The sequence below is a fragment of the Paenibacillus sp. FSL F4-0100 genome (genome assembly GCF_037993005.1).
Lineage (GTDB): Bacteria > Bacillota > Bacilli > Paenibacillales > Paenibacillaceae > Paenibacillus_AQ.
In genome coordinates this window covers 4,279,371-4,297,578 of the sequence record NZ_CP150303.1, presented here as the reverse complement: position 1 = coordinate 4,297,578, position 18,208 = coordinate 4,279,371, and the positions used below count along the sequence as shown (strand labels likewise).

Genomic DNA, 18,208 nt, shown 5'->3' with positions numbered 1-18,208 from the left:
AGGACTAGCGAACTTTGAACAACGTCTTCACCGTGACATATTCATTCTCCCAACGAAGGACCGCTTCCGCCTGCCAAAGTCCTTGCATAACAGGTACGGCCGTTGCACTGTATACACCCGGCTTTGATTCGACAATTACGGCGGGGAACACACCACAAAACATATCTGGCATCTTGAGGTTGAGTTTGATATCGGCGTTAACAACGGGCTTCTCAGGCAGCTCGGTAATGAAAACCTGAAAGGACGTCTCCTTCATGGGTTCTGCAACAGAGTGAACGGTTTGTATTTCCATGCGAAGCTGCCCATCGGTATAAAGATCTTCTACTTTGGGACGATCATGAACTTGCCGGTACAGAATTATAGCCGCGATCATAAAGAGCAACAACAAAGCAATGCCCCATCTTGTCTTCATGATATCCCTTCTTTCGCCTGAAAACATGAGTATTCTCTCATAGGTATGTAAGAAAAGGTCATAACATGCACATATAGATGAGGCTTTAGTTCTGAAATATGTGCCCGAACCCAAATTAATATCGCCAAGAAATCCGTACCGGAACAATTTCCCCTCTGCAACCTTCCAGGGATGTAGGAACGTCCCTGACATAGTTGCGGAGGTTTTTTTGTGCCAAATGAACTTTTATCACCTCAGTCATCTCTTATCTATGAAAAGGAGGGAGAAAATGAAAGTAAGCCGTCTTGTCTCACAAGCCCAAAGAGGCAACAAGGAAGCTTTATTACAACTAATCATGGCTGATCAGGACGCTTATTATCGTCTTGCTTATTCATATATGGGGAACGAGCACGATGCGATGGATGCGATGGAAGACATGATCGTTACAATTTATGAAAAGGTTGATCAGCTGCAAAATGGCGCAGCATTCTATAGCTGGAGCAAAACCATTCTCGTTAATCGGTGCAAAACATTACTTCGTAAAAAGAAGCGATTTCTTCCAATGGAAGAGGAACAAGAATCATCCCTTGCTGGATTCACTGACGATAATCCATATCGTAAAACAGAATCTGAGATGGATATGCAGCTATTGTTATCTCATCTGACTGCAAAGCAACGGGAAGTAATCGAACTTCGTTATGTCCACGACCTGCCGTATCAGACGATTGCGGACATGACGGGCGCACCGCTTGGAACAATCAAATCAAGAATGTCACAAGGAATACAAAAGCTCAAAGTCTTGATTGGAGGTGATCGTTATGAGAACGATCGAGGAGAAATTACAGGAGTACAAACAGAGCTTTAACATGGTACAAGCCCCATCAGAACTTGAGAACAGACTCCGCAATGCACTTCGGGATGTGCCAGCCAAAAAAAGAAAAAGGAATATAGCTCTACCTTGGATTGCATCAACTGCAGCAGCCCTCCTTCTGATTGCCGGAATGTATCAATATCCTGCCTTCGCTTATTATGGAGCCAAGTTGCTTGAAAAAAACGAATTGATCGCTCTCAGCTTTTCTGAAGTGGCGGAGCATGGGTACGGACAAACGGTCAATAAGAGCAAAACGTTTGATGACGGCACTATTATTACTGTCAATGGTGTTATTTCAGACGATAATGCATTTCTAATGTATTACACCATTAAGCTTCCCGTAGGCTCCGTTATTGATACCGATGGATCGTTTGATTACAATGTAGATAAATTGCAAGGGTTCCTGACTGATTCAGATCCGAAAGAAGGGAGCGGCCATTATAACAAAGGCGAATCGAAATATGAGGGAGTATATAAATTCGAGCCTGTTAGTCCATTCTCCAGAACATTAACTGTTACATTCAGTAAGTGGTTGGATAATGGGGAACGGTCTTCCTATCCGATCTCCTTCAAGTTTGAAGCGAATAAAGCGATGAAGAGCATTGTAAAACAAAAAATATCTAAATCCATTCCTGTCGATCAGGGGGCGATTCACTATGACTCCATTACGGCTTCGCCAACCTCAACGATTGTGAAGGGACATTATGAACTGGAGAATAAGGGTTACCCGAGAATATCAGAGAAAACAAAGCTATATGTGAATGGAACAGAATTAAAGCGCTGGGGAATGCGGTCGAATCATAATGGTGAAGCGGGCATCCCAGGATTCGAAATTGAATTTGATGTGCTTCCAACAGAGAAGGTTAAGACCATTGAACTCGTACTCGAAGCATTTGAAGGATTTCAGAAAGTGGTAGAAGCGATTTCCCTTGCCTCACCATCAGATCAATCGATCAAGATAGGCGAAGAAAAGTTATGGATTCGAAGTGTAACAAAAACCGCTACAGGTTATGACATCGTTATCGCCAGAAAACAATTTACAATCTTGGAAACGGATAATTTATCCATACTAGCAGCTGGTAACACAGTTCCCGTATCATCGATGTCCACTTCAAGACCTTGGGATCTGAATAACGGTAACATCCTGTGGGAGCAGACGTATTCATTTAACACAAGGGATAAACCAGAACTCTTGCTACTGGAAGGATTTCAATATATTAAAACGTACGATAAGACTATATCCATTCCTTTAGATATCAAATAACATTTCAGGATAATCAATTTTTACTTCTAAATGCAAATTTGTTTAATTTCATAGCCATGTTAGGATAACCAATATTATTATTGGATTTGTTATTGTTGGATTCGTCATAAGCATGACTGCAGCATACGGAGTGCAACAATATTTTGAATACCTGTGAGGTCTGAATAGTTAAATGGATGGATCTGATGATTTCGGATATGCTGGGTCTTGCTTCTCTGATCGACATCATATGGCTGTTGCCCCTGAAAGGGTAGGGATTCAGCATTTTTCTGATGAAATTGTGAAGGCTGGCTATGATCACACTTAAGAATTGATACGTATCCGGTAGGAAAGTCCGGTTGATTTCTCATTACTTGAGAAAATGATCGAGTTTAATTGTAGATAGGGCAGACTGTTCAATTTTTTGGCGGAAATAAGAGTACATAAGGAAATCCCCTTGGAAAAGGGGATTTTTGATTTCTGAACGAGAAGTCGCCTTGTAGAGAGTAGATTGAAAAGTTGTGCCATAAATGAATGAAACGAGACGTTACTTGACAACGTAATAACGAAAGGGAGTCATGGCATAATCAAAACTGGAATAAACCTCTGCTGCTTTAACTGGAGCTTAGTTGTTTTAGTCAGAGGTTTAACCATAAAATTTCTCAGTTAAGAGGGGAGAAGTACTGTTGGAATCACTTTGGTTGGAGTATGCTTGGGCATTACTAATTCTAATTGGATTGGAAGGTTTATTATCGGCGGATAATGCCCTTGTACTGGCAGTGATCGCGAAGCACTTACCGGAGGACCAGAAGAAGAAAGCTATTAATTATGGGATCATTATGGCTTTTGTTTTTCGCTTCGCTGCTCTGTTTGCAATATCGTTTATTGCGAATGTCTGGCAAATACAGGCGATCGGAGCTGCTTATCTTCTATACCTCGGGTTAAAGCACATCATCAAAGCGCGTTTCGGTAAGGAAAACAAGAATATTCGCGAGGACGTAAAGAAAGATGCTGCCGGTAAAGGCTTCTGGCCAACGGTAAGCAAAATTGCTGTTGCAGATCTCGCCTTTGCAATTGATTCCATTCTTGCTGCAGTGGCTTTGGCACTGGGTCTCCCAGATTCCCCGCTTCCGGATTTCGGCGGTATGGACGGAGGACAATTCTTGGTTGTCGTGCTTGGCGGAATCGCCGGGCTCGTTCTGATCAAATTTGCTGCCACATGGTTTGTAAAGCTGCTTGCGCAGCGGCCAGCACTGGAGACCACGGCTTATGCCATCGTGGCATGGGTCGGTGTCAAGCTCGCTGTGATTACTTTGGCCCATGAGGATATCGGGGTGTTAAATCATGATTTCCCACATAGCACAGTCTGGACCATTATTTTCTATGGTGTCTTGGTGGCGATAGCTCTTCTCGGTTGGTTTGCGCCTGTGAAAAATAAACAGTCACAGACCGGTCAACTCTAGTTCCGTGCTTTCCTTCATTGCAGGCAGATGGCCTTTCCGTATCGGAGGGCCATCGAAGAAAAACCGAGTACCTTGGAGATTTTAACGTACTTAAGGGCTGAATACGAAGATAAAGACTGATATCATACTGATAATAGTAGTAGCTGGCACGGCTTCGGCTATAACGCGGATGCGATCAGCCGTCTGCTCCTGGGCCCGCGGCCGATGACGGGGATTACTGAGTCCTCGAATGCAGAGGAGGGACATATGTTCTGGAAATGTCGTCCCGTTATCGGATGCCGAACGACCGAGACAAGCCTTTTCACTCGATCGGATTTATAGTATGCTAACCATATTAGGGAGGAGTGGGAATTTATGGTGAAACAACTGATCGTCGGGGACGCTCTGCACGAATTGGCCCATACGCGCCGCATCCTGGAGTGCTTACCCGAGGAGCATATGACGTGGAAACCGCACGTCAAATCCATGACGTTAGGCGGGCTCGCCACGCACCTGATCAACTTGCTGAACTGGCAAGTCGCGATTTTTCTTTACCCGGAATTCGATCTTTCGACCGTGCCGCTTCGGCGGGAAGCTTTAGAAAGACGCGGAGACATGCTGGAGGAATTTGACGCGAACGTTATCAAGCTTGAACAGCTGTTAGCCGAATGCGATGAGAAAGCGCTCGCAGAGGAATGGACCTTGCGGAACGGCGACCATATCATTCTGCGCCAACCGCGGGCAGTCGCGCTTCGCACCTTCGGTTTAAGCCATATGGTTCACCATCGGGCGCAGCTCGGGGTATATTTGCGGCTGCTTGATATTCCGGTGCCGGGCATCTACGGTCCCTCAGCCGATGAGGAAGGCAAGTGAACGAGAAGCGCCGAATAGTCGCAGGGCACTTGTAAGAGACAAGAACACATACACATACGAAGTCGCGGAAATCGCGGCTTTTTTTGTCAGCGGATATAGACAAAAAATTATATTCTAACTGAGCAGATGATACTCTAATTCCAATCGGCCTTGGAAGCCAAACCTGAAGATAACGGGCAGTTTTATTGAATCAATTATTTAAGGAAACTGGGCGTTTTCGAGTGTAATAATTGTGTTATTCAAAAGAGCAATCTAAAAGAAATCCATGCATTATTAATTTGCTATGATCGGAAATAGGAGTTGTCAACAAATCAAATTCATATTGGTGGGATGGACATGAACCAAAACAAATGCAACAAACAAAATTGCGACGCAAGTAGGTGAATGCGAGATTGTGATCACCCGCGTATTTGATGCTTCACGTGATCTTGTGTTTGATGTTTGGACGAAAGAGGAACACCTATCGAAGTGGTGGGGGCCACAAGGTTTTACGATGACTATTCAGCAGTTTGATATGAAGCCGGGCGGTACATGGGAGTTTATCATGCTCGGTCCTGATGGCGTTGACTTTTCCAAATACCAACTGACATTAACGGGAAACGCTGGTTCAAATCAGATAGTGTAAAACCTTCCATTTAATCTGATTGTTGAAGGAGTGTACGTATGAAGACATTAGGGTCGATGAATGTAGATGTTATAACGTTGTTTGTGGAGGATTTGCAAAGGGTGAGAGCGTTCTATCAAGAAGTATTTCGATTTTCCGCCACATATGAAGACGAAGTGTCTGCAGTATTTGATTTCGGAAATATGAGCATTAACCTCCTGAATATTTCCGAGGCATACGGTCTGATCCATCCTGGAACAGTTGCAAGCCGAGAATCCGGATCTCGTTTCCAGTTTACCATTAGGGTGGAGGATGTGGATGCAGTATGTAATGAATTGAATAAACAAGGTGTTGCTCTACTTAATGGTCCAGTGGATCGACCATGGGGGGTACGCACTGCTGCCTTCACAGATCCGGCAGGACATGTCTGGGAGATAGCGCAGCAATTGTTATAGATTTCAGTCTTCAGGCGGAGGTCAACGATGATGAGGTCCTTATAATAAGGAATGGAAAGGAGAGACATACCCATAATCAAGGCGGATATCTTTTAAAGACAAATTGGAGGTTGAAAAGATTGAATAGGCACGACAAAAGCACCAATGCACCAAGCCTTCTACGCAATCGGTTCCTGCAGACGATTTTATTATCAAGCGTACTCCTGCAAATCGGCATCTGGGTACGTAATTTCGCGATCCTCCTGTATGTTGCGGATAGAACAAATAACGATCCATACGCCATTTCGCTTATCAGCGTAGCAGAATTCGCACCTATTTTTGTTTTTTCGTTCATCGGAGGTACATTTGCGGACCGCTGGAGGCCAAAGCGAACGATGATCTGGTGCGATTTATTATCCGCGGTATCGGTATTCGTAGTGCTTCTTACCATACATTACGGTTCTTGGCAATCCGTCTACCTTGTCGCATTCATCTCGGCTATTCTTTCGCAGTTCTCGCAACCTTCAAGTATGCGGTTATTTAAGTATCATGTGTCTGAAGAACAACTGCAGCAAGGGATGGCTTTATTTCAATCGCTGATGGCCATCTTCATGGTACTTGGCCCTATGCTTGGCACCTTCGTTTACAGCACGTTTGGACTTGAAACATCAATCGCTGTGATGGGCGTGGTCTTTCTGCTTTCCGCACTCGTCCTGATTCGCCTTCCTGAGGATAATATGAAATCTCAAACGGCCGCAGTCAAAGGGCAATTCCGTAAAGATTTCGCGGAAGGCTTCCGCTATGTTTGGCAAAGCCAAGTGCTGCGCATGCTCGGACTCGCGTTCATTCTCGCAGGACTTGCTGTTGGCGTAGCCCAAGCTCTCAACCTGTTTATCGTAACGGAGCGGCTGGGTAGGAGCGAGGAGTTCCTGCAATATCTGCTGATGGTGAATGGCGTAGCCATGCTGATCGGCGGGGGGATCGTTGCCGTCTTCGCGAAGCGGGTTCCGCCGCAGGTTCTTCTTGCAATAGGCATGCTGGCAGGCGCGGTCTGCACAGCCATTGTCGGTTATTCGACGAGCGTTACGGTCACGCTGACCGTTCAATTTCTGAATGGGCTTGTGTTCCCTTGCATTCATATCGGAATCAGCACCATGATCCTGAAATGGTCACATGCTTCCATTGTCGGTCGGGTGAATGGGGTTCTGAATCCGATGTTCGTAGGCATGATGGTCATTTCCATGTCTTTCGCTGGTGCGTTAAAGGATGCCTTTTCGCTGAGTACGATATATGGCGGAGCCGGATTCCTATTTCTTCTTGGAGCACTGGTCATGGTGCCGATTATGAACCAAAAAGCGCCGGATAACGTACTTACTGCACAAGAGATATAATCTCGCGATATTTATAAGGTTTGATGCAAAAGAGCCGGCTATGAAAAATGAGTCGGTTCTTCTTCATTTTCTGGTGATTAACTACCAGCACAAGCAGCCCATGAAGCTACGGTCAGTATGGCGTGACTTGCAATCTATCCATCGGACTAAAATGATTCATGTCTGAACCTTCTTGTTATTTCCTTCGCCTATAGTGTAGAAACAACAAAGCATCATCTTGGTCCAAATTGATAAAGGAGCCCGGATATGTGTTTTGTTTCATCAGATAAAGGAGGAAATAATCATGAAAAAAACAACCATCGTATATCTAAGTGCAGCGTTATTAATCGGAGGAACTTTGTCGTCGCAGGCCGTTCATGCGGCTTCCCAAGCGGAAGCAGGGCAAAGCGTAGTAAGCTCCGGATTCAAGCTGAATCCGGCTATTATAAAGGAATACGGGGGAGCCGTATTTGAACTGGAGTCTTTAACAGCTACTCCGCAATTCATGGAATATGTCATTTCACGGAATGTCCCTGAAAATATGGATCGGGAAATGGACCGCAATATTATGCTTATGAACTATGTCGTCATGGACAGCAACGGATGGATTTACGACCGTATTCAGGCGGAAGACAAAATGCGCGAAAAGCCGGACGGCACGTTTGACCGTTATTATAAAGAGAAACTGGGGGCATTAAAGAGCAAACCGAAGGAACTTATCATCAAGCCCTATGTAGGAGGCAATTATGATGATAAAAGTACAAAGTTAGCGGAAAAAGCCACCGTAACGGCGAAGCTATCGGTTACCTATCCGGTTAAGCTGGATCAGGGCAAGATCGGAACCATGACCGTAACGGGTGTGAAATTCGAAAAGAACCGGACCGTGCTAACGTTGTCGATCGAAGGGGAGACGGCATCCATTCAAAACGTTGGAACTTGGCTCGTGGAAAATGGAAAGGCCCTGGATTTAACTCGTAAGGAATTGATCGGCTTAAAAGACGGTGTCTACCGCTACGAACTTGAATTCCCGGCGGTTGATCGAAATGCGGCCCTTCAGGTGATGACTAAGCGAATGACGCCTGTTACGTTTTTGAAAGAGTTGGAGATGAGGATTAAGCTCCAGTAAAAGCCAACCATATGCAGGAAGTAGAAACGGCCATCAGTGCCGTTTCTGTTTTTTTTTGCACAAATAATGAACCGAACCTCCATTCTGTTCGCCTTTATTGTATAGTACTTTTGGGAGTTGACAGGATGGAAAGCGAAGAACGATTGTTTGAGTTGTGCCGGAAAGGAAATAAAGATGCTTTTTTTAAGCTGGTGGAACCTCTGCTGAGCCGAGTATACAGTACGTCCGCGGCTATTTTGCGCTCCACTCATTTGGCTGAGGATGCGGTACAGAACACGCTGATCGAAGCTTATCAAGCCATTATCAAAGGGAAAAAAATAAGGAATTTCAAATCCTGGTTCAATCATTTGGCGGCCTGCCGTGCATTGGATCTGGTCAGACAAAGGTCACGCCACGCTAATGTTTCGGGAAATATCGACGAGCTGGAGCTTCCGGACGAGCATGAATCACCGCTCGAAGCCGTACTGAAAAAAGAGAGGGGATCCGAACTGCTGGAATGCGTCATGTCACTGGACATCCACCATCGGTCCGTCATTGCGCTGTATTATTACCAGGAGCTGTCCATCGATGAGATTGCCGACGTTCTGGGCATCAAGGCCGGGACGGTTAAATCGCGGCTTCATGCCGCCAGACTAAAGCTGAGCCAAACGGCATCCCGACTAAAAATGGAGCAGGTGATCGAATGTTAAACCAGGATGAACGGCAGCTGAAGAAAAATATACAGCAATCGTTAGATGAAATTCCGCTTCCTGATTCATTAATTCAATTTGCCAAGGAGGTACCGCTTTGTTATCAGCAGCCGGAGGAGGACATGGTGGTGACGAAGCCACGGCAGCGAATCGGCAGAAGAAGGTATACAATAGCTGCAGCCTGCATGGTATTGGCCTTATCTCTGGGTTTCACCGTGCAGAAGTCTCCGGCTCTTGCCGCTATGGTCAAAGGGATTCCCGGCTTCTCCATCGTTTCGGATTGGCTGGACACGCTGCGCGGTCATGATGGCGTTGAGAACGCCCAATCCCATGGCTACAGTCCGTTTGAACCTGTCGTGAAACAGTTTGATGGGGTGACTGTCAGCATCAGCGATGTATATTTGACGAGCGATAGGCTGTCATATAAAGTGTTCATTAAATCCGACCGTTTGAAACAACATGTCTTTAAAAGACAGGACGGCAGTTTAGATCTTAACAGGGAAGCACCGGTCTATTCCGTAAATATTCCTGAAATTGCTGATGGAGGAAGCAGCGCTAGCGTTGTGATCGAATCGAGCGATGATGCAAAGGAGCCGATACTGGTCATCAGCCGGATTGGTGAAGTAAATCCAGAGGATGTCAACATGTTTTTAAACCAAAACCCTAAAGAATTGCAATTTGAAATCGGTATTCGACCCTACGTTGATGAAGACGGTAAACAAACAACAGATACACTCAAGATGAGTGTTCCTTTTCATCATACGGACTGGTTGGAGGATCGGATCATACCGATTCATCAGACCGTCAAGGTGGCGGGGGACCCGGATTTGCGGGAAATGACGCTGGAGCATATAAAAATTACACCGACAAATACCTATCTCGATATCAAAATCGCGGATGAAGCGGATTACTATCTGTTATTCGGCCATTCTGGAGCCGCCCCATTTGTAACGGATGATAAGGGGAAGAAGTACCAATTGCATACGGACACCCCGCAGAACATGGTGGATGTTCCCGGTGGGAAACGGATGAACGGCAACAAGCTTATGTTTACCGGCTCCCCTTACTTCGATGAGTCGGTGAATTCTCTTACGCTGCACTTGGATCAAGTGCTACTGACAGAAAAGAGCCCGGGCGGATCGTTTACCCTTTCGCTAGACGAAACGTATCCAAAGAAAGTCCGCTTTAAAGACCAGGAGTTAACGATAACCGGGGCGAGTTACAAGAACGACTATTTGCGGTTGAAAATTAAAAAGGAAAGTAACGATCATAACAAGCGTTTGGGTATTTTGTTTGCAATGTACCCTGAAGCCAAAGGGAGTTTAAATCCCGAATTACAGGAGCGTTTCGATAAAGGCGTCGGGATAGATTCAGGGGAAGCACGAGTGAGAAGCGAACAGGACGATTACTATGAAGTACGAGTTTTCGCTCCCAAGCTGGAAACCTATGAAATTGTAATGTACCGGGAAGCTGCCCCGGTCCGGATAAACCAAGACATTACAATTCCTATCCGTTCACTACGATGACCGGGAAGAAACACTACTTGATTTCTTTTCCAACATGAATATGAGGTGGTCGCATGGATAACAAATTATATGATCGCATCAAGGGCGGCCTGTATGGAGTGGCTGTAGGCGACGCTCTTGGTGGAACGACGGAGTTTATGAGCGAGCGAGAGATTAAGGAGAAGCACGGCTATTTGACGGAGATTATCGGCGGCGGGGTGTGGCAGTTGGAACAGGGGGAAGTGACCGATGATACGATGATGACGCTTTGCGTGGCAGAAGGGATACTCGAAAATCCTGATGAGCCGCTGGAGGCGATCGGGCGTTTCTTTATGGAATGGTACCAATCACGGCCCAAAGACATAGGGAATATCATCCGTCATGTTTTTCAAAAATACGAGGGAGACTGGTTTGAAGCGGCCTTTGTTGCGCACATGGATATGGGGCAAAGCGGTGGGAATGGATCCCTCATGCGCTGCCTGCCGGCGGCCCTGGCCTATAAGGACCTGCTGGATATTGACCGAGTGACAATCTTGCAGTCACGGATGACGCATTATGATCCAAGATGCGCCGAAGTCTGCGTTTTGTACAATCGAATGGCGCAACGCATTCTACAAGGTGAAAATTTAAGAGCAGCCATCATGGCCGAGGTGGTGGGAAGTGAATACGAAGGCATCATTGAAGCACAGCCGGATTGCCCGGCAAGCGGTTTTGTGGTGCATACCTTCCGGTGGGTACTACATATTTTACTCCATACGTCAGATTTTGCAGGAGCCGTACAGAAGGCGGCAAATCTAGGGGAAGATTCCGATACGATCGGCGCAATTGCCGGTGGGTTGGCAGGTATCTACTACGGATATGAGGGCATTCCTGCCCGATATGCGGAAGCGATCCTCATCCAAGAGAGACTCGATCGGATAATTTCGGAGCTGTATGCACTGAAAACTTCATAGAGTTGTTTGTCCCCTTACAGAAGAAAAAAAGTCGAGTTATGGGTTCCTGTAATTAAAGTAGTCCGGTAGAAAAACACTCCATTATGAGTGTTTTTTCTTGTTGATAGAAACCTGTATCTAATGACAGCTGTCTCGTAAATCATCCTCTGTATGAAATGGGATGCTTCAACCATAATAAGACAGATTGTTTTATTCCAAACATACAGAGGAGCAGATGAATGTGAAAAACAAAGGATTGGCGGCATTACTGTTAACCTTGGCGCTAGTTTTTACCATGACGCCAGTAGTACCTGTGCAAGCGAAGGTTGCTAAGGAAAAGGATTGCCTAAGTCCCAAAATGGTGCAACTAAAAACCGATATGCAGAAAGTCTGGATCGACCACACAATATGGACAAGAAGCTATATTGTCAGCGCCGTATCCAATCGACCTGATCAGAAGGACGTATTGGACCGGCTATTGCAGAACCAGCAGGACATAGGCAATGTGATCAAGCCATATTATGGAGAAGTCGCAGGCAATAAGCTGGCTGATCTTCTAAGAGAGCATATTCTGATCGCAGTGAAAATTGTAGACGCTGCCAAAGCGGGCAATCAGGCAGATGTGACCAAGTTAGAGGCAGATTGGCATAGAAACGCCGACGATATCGCCAAATTTTTAAGCGCAGCGAATCCGAACTGGCAGTTTAAAACGCTGCAAGATATGCTGTATACACACCTTCAGTTGGTTACGGAAATCGTCGTTAGCTGTATCAAAGGAGATTGGAAAGCGGATATTGCAGCAACTGACAAAAACGAGATCCATATGATTCATTTAGCGGATATTCTGACGGAAGGCATTGTCAAACAATTTCCTGAAAAATTTTGATGCGGCGCTTAAGAAGCAGATATCGTTGGAACAATCATTGAAATCAGACTCAAAACAGCACCTTGTTTTCCATAGGTGCTGTTTTGTTTACGCATTGATTCAAATAAGAAAATAGTGTATTTTAAAGGAATGATAAACCTCCATTCCCAGATAAGTGTAATTTAAAAAAACGAAGCAAGTTAGGTCTTGAGTGATACTGGCCTCTATTTTGGGAAAGGGGGACTTTAGAATGTTCCTACTCAGTATCATTTTGTATGCGATCGTCGTTTCGTCCGGGTACTTATGGATCAAAAAAAAGCTGAAGGTATCCTACGATTCAGATGGGCTGCTGTATAAGCATATTAATCGATTTCATCTAATTGGGGAGTCCATCATTGTAGTTGTTTTTCTAATCGGCCTTTTCTACATGAGGTTTGTTATGGAATGGAGATTATCGGCTTATCAGGACGTTATTCTTGTAATAGCTATTCTACATGCATTCCGATCCGTTGTTGAGAGACGCCTCAATAAGGATTCCAAACAATACCTCCTCAGTGCTTATACAAGTGTTAGCGGCTTTCTCTTTTTCCTTGGTGCCGAGCTATTTGTGTGACAACACAAGAACACGGAAATTCTATAGGAAACTTTTTTATCTAAAACAAACCATTAAGAGCCGTTTAAGCTTTCCATCGTCACCCGAAAGGGTTGCTTTCTCTGACTTGGGCAGAGCCCGTTGCACCTTCGAATTGGACAGAGCTTGTAAAATGAGAGAGGTTGTCCGAAGTCACGTTTGGTGACTTGAAGGACAACCTCTTTCTTGATAGTGATGTTAATTTCCATGGTTGCTAATAAACCCACTCGCTGAATCATGAGATGTATTTAAATAGGCTGCTTTGTTGGACGAATAACCATTTCGCTTATGGATACGCTATTTGGTGTTCCTACTACATAAGCAACCGCATCTGCAATATCTTCGGATTTCATGCTGAGCTCAGGGTTTGCAGAATTTTGTTGTACCCACTTTCGATTCTCTTCATGATGAATGGACGTATATAGTTCTGTATCAACTGCCCCAGGAGAAATAACGATGGATTGAATATTGTTTTCTCTTTCTTCTTGACGCAGTCCCTCCATAATTGCTCTTACAGCAAATTTCGTACCACAATAAACAGCCGAATCTGGATAAACAACATGACCAGCAACCGAAGATGTTGTAATAATTTTTCCGGAATGCTGCTTTTGCATGATTGGTAAAACGGCTGAGATTCCATTCAAAACGCCCATAATATTTACGTCCAACATGGCTTTCCACTCTTGTTTTCTGCTCTCAGCGAGCGGAGCTGTGGGCATAATACCAGCGTTGTTAAAGATAGCATCAATTCGTCCATATTCCTTCATTGCCAAATCGATAACTTTTTGCACTTCTTCATCATTTGTTACATCCGCGGTTTGATACGCCATGCTTGCATCGGGCATGGAAGCTTTAAGCTTCTTCAAACGATCTTCACGGCGAGCTGAAATGACTAATCTGGCTCCTTGCTCTGCTAATTTACGTGTTGTCGCTTCACCTATTCCGCTGGATGCTCCCATAATAATAACAACTTGGTCTTTTACATTTGACATAAAATGTTCCCCATTTCCAACATATTTACCTCGTAAGGTGTTATAAGGCTATCACTTTGAGCAGACTTTAAGTCAAGCTGTATTCTGATTGAATTTTTTGTTTGACTTAGAGTTAACTCTAGGTGTTACGGTAGAGAAGGAACTTCTCATTAAACATAAAAAATTCCGAGGGAGCGTATAGGATGAACCAAGACATTTTTGCAAGAGATCGCGCAGGTGAGGTCATTTCACTTCGTGACCCTGAATTTCATAAAATGGCAGATGCTATCGAACGTGCACAGAAGCTAATTGCAGAGTTAAATACGGGTTATCACAACAAAAATAAAGTTAGAGAACTTTTTAGCCAGTTAACGGGGAGTAAAGTGGATGATACATTTGAATTGCTTCCTCCGTTTTACACGGATTACGGTCAAAATATTAGAGTAGGGAATAAGGTTTTCATTAATCAAGGATGTACATTCATGGATCGGGGAGGTATCACGATTGAAGATAACGTGTTAATTGCTCCTAAAGTAAACCTTGTGACCATCAATCACCCGATATCTCCAGCTCAAAGAAGATCAACCGTTTCAAAACAAATTGTTATAAAAAAGGGGGCGTGGATAGGGATTGCAGCAACCATCATGCCTGGTGTAACGGTGGGCGAAAATTCAATTGTTTCGGCCGGGGCTGTGGTTACAAAAGATGTTCCTGATCATACAATCGTTGCAGGCGTACCCGCAAAGATCATTAAAACCATTGAGGAATAGAGGTTTCATTCGAGGAGATACTTTCAAGGGTAAAATGAAAGGGATGGACATATGTCTTATCGAATAGGAGAAATGGCTCGCATATTAGGAACTAGTGAGCATACACTTCGTTACTATGAAAAAATGGGATTAGTAGTGCCCAAGAGAGATTCTAACAAGATCCGTTTCTACACAGACGAAGATGGGAACTGGCTCAAATTCATTCTACACATGAAGCAAACAGGGATGTCGTTAGAAGATCTTAAAAAATACATCGATCTTTTGGAGAAAGGACAAGAAGGATTAGACAAATTATTGCAAATATTATATAACCATCAAGAGGAAGTCAGAGCTAAATTAAATATATATCAAGAGAATCTTAAATTGTTAGAGAAGAAAATTCAATTCTACGAGGAAAGTCGCAAATTGGGAAAAAACAAAAATCTTTTCAATAAATTTGTGGAAGATGCAGAATGCTGATTGTCACTCGTGACCTGGAGATCACTCCAGGGGGTAGACATAAATTTAAGGAGGGATGTTCATGGAATATGTGAAACTAGGAAATACCGGACTCGACGTATCCCGCATCTGTCTTGGATGCATGGGATTTGGCGTAGCAGAGCGGTGGGTGCATCAATGGGTGCTTAACGAGGAGAACAGTCGTCCCATTATAAAAAAGGCATTGGAGCTCGGCATCAACTTTTTCGATACGGCGAATGTGTACTCAGACGGTACAAGTGAGGAGATTGTGGGCCGCGCATTGAAGGATTACGCCAATCGGGACGAAATTGTCCTCGGGACGAAAATTCATTTCCGTATGCACGAAGGACCGAACGGCATGGGGCTGTCCCGGAAAGCGATCATGAGTGAAATCGACAAAAGCCTCAAGCGCTTGGGTACCGACTATGTCGATCTGTACCAGATCCATCGATGGGACTATGATACGCCTATCGAAGAAACGATGGAGGCTCTACATGATGTGGTGAAAGCCGGAAAGGTCCGCTATATCGGAGCTTCAGCCATGTATGCGTGGCAGTTTCTAAAAGCGCAGCATGTTGCCGAGATGAATGGCTGGACGCGGTTCGTTTCGATGCAGAACCATTACAATCTCATTTACCGCGAGGAAGAGCGCGAAATGTTGCCGCTGTGCAAATCTGAAAAAATCGGCGTGATCCCCTACAGCCCTCTAGCATCGGGACGATTGACACGCGATTGGTCAGAATCGACGCACCGTTCAGAAACAGACATGGTTCAAAAATCCAAGTATGATGCCACTGCCGATGCAGATCGGGTGATTGTGAAACGGGTTGCACAGATTGCGGCAGAGCGAGCCATTCCCCGTGTACAGGTTGCCCTTGCCTGGTTGCTGCAAAAGCAACCGATTACAGCTCCCATCGTCGGTGCGACCAAAATATCGCATCTCGAAGACGCTGCAGCTGCTCTTTCGGTCAATCTTACACTGGAGGAGATTGCCTCCCTTGAAGAGCCGTATGTACCTCACCGGGTTGTGGGCGCATTATAAAATCTGAGCTTGTTAGGAAAAGGTATAGATAGAGGAGAGCAGCGGACAAACATTGATAAAACCGGGTTGCGGGACCTCTACCTACAACGCGGTTTTTTCTATTTTATGATAGGGAGGGGGCGAGCGAGTTCGATTTTACGGGAAAATAAAAAAAACTTGGCAGATACGCCAAGAATATAAAAAATCAATTGAACGCAAAAAAAACGGAAATCGTCCCTTTTGAAAGGAGCGGACCGAAACCTCTTCTTATGAAGGTGGAGGGCGGAGAGATGCGTGACGAACGTATACTGAAAGACATCGAGGCACTTAAAGTCGAAGGTTTTGATTCTATTGCCGTTATTACGAAGACTGCGGCTGAAAGCCGCGCAGCCTTTGAGTCGCTACAGGTGCAAGGAAGCGAAGCGTTGCAGCTCATTACAAAGGAGACGGTTACCTTTGAAAAAGGAGCGATGGTCATTCCAGTATATCTCGCCAAGGGTGTTGAGTTTGATGCGGTTCTGATTTATGAGGCATCATCTCGAGCTTACAGCCGGGAAAACGATCGCAAACTTCTATATACAGCATGTACACACGTGCCATGCACCGGCTTCATGTATATGCAACGGGCGACTGGTCGCCGTTCGTGCAGGCATTGCCTGTTGATTTGTATGAGCAAGCAGCATATTGACGGATCGATGAGGACACCCTTTGCGATAAGCTGCTGCCCATAATTTAGCCAAACTTCGGGAACAGATCCATTTGTTCATCGACTTTGTTTATCCTATCCATACACAGGTCGATGAGCAGACAACAGGGATCATGTTAGCTCCTTTGCAAACAAAGTTGTCGACTCGCACGTATGTAAACTTGCAAACAGCCCTGGCCGTTCGTCGGCCAAGGCTGTTTTTTGCTGCTTGTTCGTCTGAGCCGTACACATTACGAGCAGAGGACTTTCTTTGCAGGCTCCGCGCTGCGAGGCTTGTCGCTAGACATGATACAGCTCATCGTCTTAGCCGATGTCAAACGCTGACGGTAGGTTCAACTATAGTTATTCTACTATGGACTGAATCGAGATTAACGGTTGCGCCAAACGGCAAAGCGGCTTTATAAAAACCATGACCTGTAGCAAGGTTCGTTATAAGCGGCTTACCGAGAGGTACAACAAATTCGTTGATTACATCTTCATAGGATTTGCCATAAGCCGCCTGGCAACCTGAACATTCTCCCATAATAATGCCGATGCAGTCACGAAATTTTCCGGCAAGCTTCAAATCATTCAAGTACCTGTAGACGGTATTGGTGGGTTCATGTGTTTCTTCAAGAACGAGAATCTTCCCCCGTGTATCGATTTCGAAAGGCGTGCCTAACGTATCGACAAACGATGTCAGATTACCACCTACAAGCTGCCCCGTAACGTTGCCCGGAACACGGCTTATCAGCGGCATCCCCTGTGGATTCAAGATGGACCGGGTTAAAGAATATACGGATGTCGCAGAAAAAAACTGATCGAAATTATAAGCGGGCGTTTCGGGTTTGAAGTCAATAAGTAGCAGACTATGGAATGTTATTAAACCCACATATTGATGCAGTACATTTAATAGTACCGTGATGTCGCTGTAACCCGTAACGATTTTTGGATGATTTCGTATCTCATTATAATCAAGGTACGGAAGAATTCCGGCCACTCCTGTACCGCCTCTTGTGGGCAGTATCATTTTGACCTGCTCATCTCGAAACATCATCATTAAATCGGAAGCCCGCTGCTCGTCTGTGCCAGCAAGAAATCCATTCTGCGCATATACATATTGACCCAAAACAACATTAAGCCCCATTGCTCTCAAATATTCGATTCGTGCATTAATGATGTTCGCAGCGAGCGGGCTACCTAAGGTAACGATTCCAACGGTATCGCCGCTCTGCAAGATTGGCGGACGTATCGGCATATCCATTTCTTCCTTCCCTGAAAATAGAAGAAGCCATCGCAATCATGTCTTTAGAATATATTGACTAA

At 45.0% G+C, this 18,208-nt stretch carries 20 protein-coding genes and 1 pseudogene; 18 read left to right on the top strand and 3 right to left on the bottom strand.

All coding sequences use genetic code 11. The annotated features are described in order from the left end of the window. Positions 1-4: 4 nt before the first annotated feature. Positions 5-412 (bottom strand): FixH family protein, encoded by a 408-nt coding sequence (locus MHH48_RS19335; RefSeq protein WP_076321564.1) that lies wholly within the window; start codon positions 410-412, stop codon positions 5-7. Positions 413-680: 268 nt separating this feature from the next. On the opposite strand from MHH48_RS19335, the gene MHH48_RS19330 reads away from it, so the two are divergent. From MHH48_RS19330 to MHH48_RS19265, 14 genes and pseudogenes are all read left to right on the top strand, one after another. Then, positions 681-1,256, top strand: a complete 576-nt coding sequence (locus MHH48_RS19330; protein WP_076321563.1) for an RNA polymerase sigma factor — start codon at positions 681-683, stop codon at positions 1,254-1,256. Between the two features lie 55 nt (positions 1,257-1,311). Next, positions 1,312-2,526 carry a DUF4179 domain-containing protein gene (locus MHH48_RS19325; RefSeq protein ID WP_306024051.1) on the top strand — a complete coding sequence of 405 codons (1,215 nt, stop codon included), beginning with the start codon at positions 1,312-1,314 and terminating at the stop codon, positions 2,524-2,526. A 220-nt stretch (positions 2,527-2,746) separates the two neighbouring features. Further along, positions 2,747-2,942, top strand: a pseudogene (locus MHH48_RS19320) (iron chaperone); the annotation flags it as partial. Positions 2,943-3,191: 249 nt separating this feature from the next. Next, complete coding sequence (locus MHH48_RS19315) at positions 3,192-3,968, top strand: TerC family protein (protein WP_076321561.1); 777 nt, start codon at positions 3,192-3,194, stop codon at positions 3,966-3,968. Between the two features lie 354 nt (positions 3,969-4,322). Next, entirely contained in the window at positions 4,323-4,820 is a 498-nt protein-coding gene (locus tag MHH48_RS19310; RefSeq protein WP_076321560.1) for a DinB family protein, read from the top strand. 394 nt (positions 4,821-5,214) lie between these two features. Continuing rightward, positions 5,215-5,445 carry an SRPBCC domain-containing protein gene (locus MHH48_RS19305; protein WP_256720445.1) on the top strand — a complete coding sequence of 77 codons (231 nt, stop codon included), beginning with the start codon at positions 5,215-5,217 and terminating at the stop codon, positions 5,443-5,445. A gap of 38 nt (positions 5,446-5,483) precedes the next feature. Then, positions 5,484-5,879, top strand: coding sequence for a VOC family protein (locus MHH48_RS19300; RefSeq protein ID WP_076321559.1), 396 nt, complete (start codon positions 5,484-5,486; stop codon positions 5,877-5,879). 119 nt (positions 5,880-5,998) lie between these two features. After that, complete coding sequence (locus MHH48_RS19295; RefSeq protein WP_076321558.1) at positions 5,999-7,249, top strand: MFS transporter; 1,251 nt, start codon at positions 5,999-6,001, stop codon at positions 7,247-7,249. Positions 7,250-7,532: 283 nt separating this feature from the next. Further along, positions 7,533-8,354 carry a DUF5643 domain-containing protein gene (locus tag MHH48_RS19290; RefSeq protein ID WP_076321557.1) on the top strand — a complete coding sequence of 274 codons (822 nt, stop codon included), beginning with the start codon at positions 7,533-7,535 and terminating at the stop codon, positions 8,352-8,354. Between the two features lie 125 nt (positions 8,355-8,479). Next, on the top strand, positions 8,480-9,043 hold the full coding sequence (locus tag MHH48_RS19285) for a sigma-70 family RNA polymerase sigma factor (RefSeq protein ID WP_076321556.1): 564 nt from the start codon (positions 8,480-8,482) through the stop codon (positions 9,041-9,043). Then, positions 9,037-10,569, top strand: coding sequence for a DUF4179 domain-containing protein (locus tag MHH48_RS19280; RefSeq protein ID WP_076321555.1), 1,533 nt, complete (start codon positions 9,037-9,039; stop codon positions 10,567-10,569). The genes MHH48_RS19285 and MHH48_RS19280 overlap by 7 nt, the downstream gene beginning before the upstream one ends. Before the next feature lie 53 nt (positions 10,570-10,622). Further along, positions 10,623-11,501 carry an ADP-ribosylglycohydrolase family protein gene (locus tag MHH48_RS19275; RefSeq protein WP_076321554.1) on the top strand — a complete coding sequence of 293 codons (879 nt, stop codon included), beginning with the start codon at positions 10,623-10,625 and terminating at the stop codon, positions 11,499-11,501. Between the two features lie 220 nt (positions 11,502-11,721). Continuing rightward, positions 11,722-12,366 carry a glycosyltransferase gene (locus tag MHH48_RS19270; protein WP_179090600.1) on the top strand — a complete coding sequence of 215 codons (645 nt, stop codon included), beginning with the start codon at positions 11,722-11,724 and terminating at the stop codon, positions 12,364-12,366. Positions 12,367-12,595: 229 nt separating this feature from the next. Continuing rightward, the gene (locus MHH48_RS19265; RefSeq protein ID WP_076321552.1) at positions 12,596-12,958 is read left to right on the top strand and encodes a DUF4181 domain-containing protein; all 363 of its coding nucleotides are present in this window, start codon (positions 12,596-12,598) and stop codon (positions 12,956-12,958) included. Positions 12,959-13,224: 266 nt separating this feature from the next. Here MHH48_RS19265 and MHH48_RS19260 read toward each other — a convergent pair whose 3' ends face one another. Then, positions 13,225-13,968 (bottom strand): SDR family oxidoreductase, encoded by a 744-nt coding sequence (locus MHH48_RS19260; RefSeq protein WP_076321551.1) that lies wholly within the window; start codon positions 13,966-13,968, stop codon positions 13,225-13,227. Between the two features lie 182 nt (positions 13,969-14,150). Here MHH48_RS19260 and MHH48_RS19255 point away from each other — a divergent pair, with 182 nt between their 5' ends. The 4 genes from MHH48_RS19255 (at position 14,151) to MHH48_RS19240 (ending at position 16,928) form a co-directional block, all read left to right on the top strand. After that, a complete protein-coding gene (locus tag MHH48_RS19255) occupies positions 14,151-14,717 on the top strand; it encodes a sugar O-acetyltransferase (RefSeq protein ID WP_076321550.1) in 567 nt (188 codons plus the stop codon). Positions 14,718-14,768: 51 nt separating this feature from the next. Then, positions 14,769-15,176 carry a MerR family transcriptional regulator gene (locus tag MHH48_RS19250; protein ID WP_076321549.1) on the top strand — a complete coding sequence of 136 codons (408 nt, stop codon included), beginning with the start codon at positions 14,769-14,771 and terminating at the stop codon, positions 15,174-15,176. Positions 15,177-15,237: 61 nt separating this feature from the next. Beyond that, on the top strand, positions 15,238-16,218 hold the full coding sequence (locus tag MHH48_RS19245) for an aldo/keto reductase (protein ID WP_076321548.1): 981 nt from the start codon (positions 15,238-15,240) through the stop codon (positions 16,216-16,218). 269 nt (positions 16,219-16,487) lie between these two features. Next, a complete protein-coding gene (locus tag MHH48_RS19240) occupies positions 16,488-16,928 on the top strand; it encodes an ATP-binding domain-containing protein (RefSeq protein WP_256720444.1) in 441 nt (146 codons plus the stop codon). A gap of 288 nt (positions 16,929-17,216) precedes the next feature. On the opposite strand, the gene MHH48_RS19235 is transcribed toward MHH48_RS19240, so the two are convergent. After that, positions 17,217-18,140, bottom strand: a complete 924-nt coding sequence (locus MHH48_RS19235) for an LD-carboxypeptidase (protein WP_076321547.1) — start codon at positions 18,138-18,140, stop codon at positions 17,217-17,219. Positions 18,141-18,208: the final 68 nt, after the last annotated feature.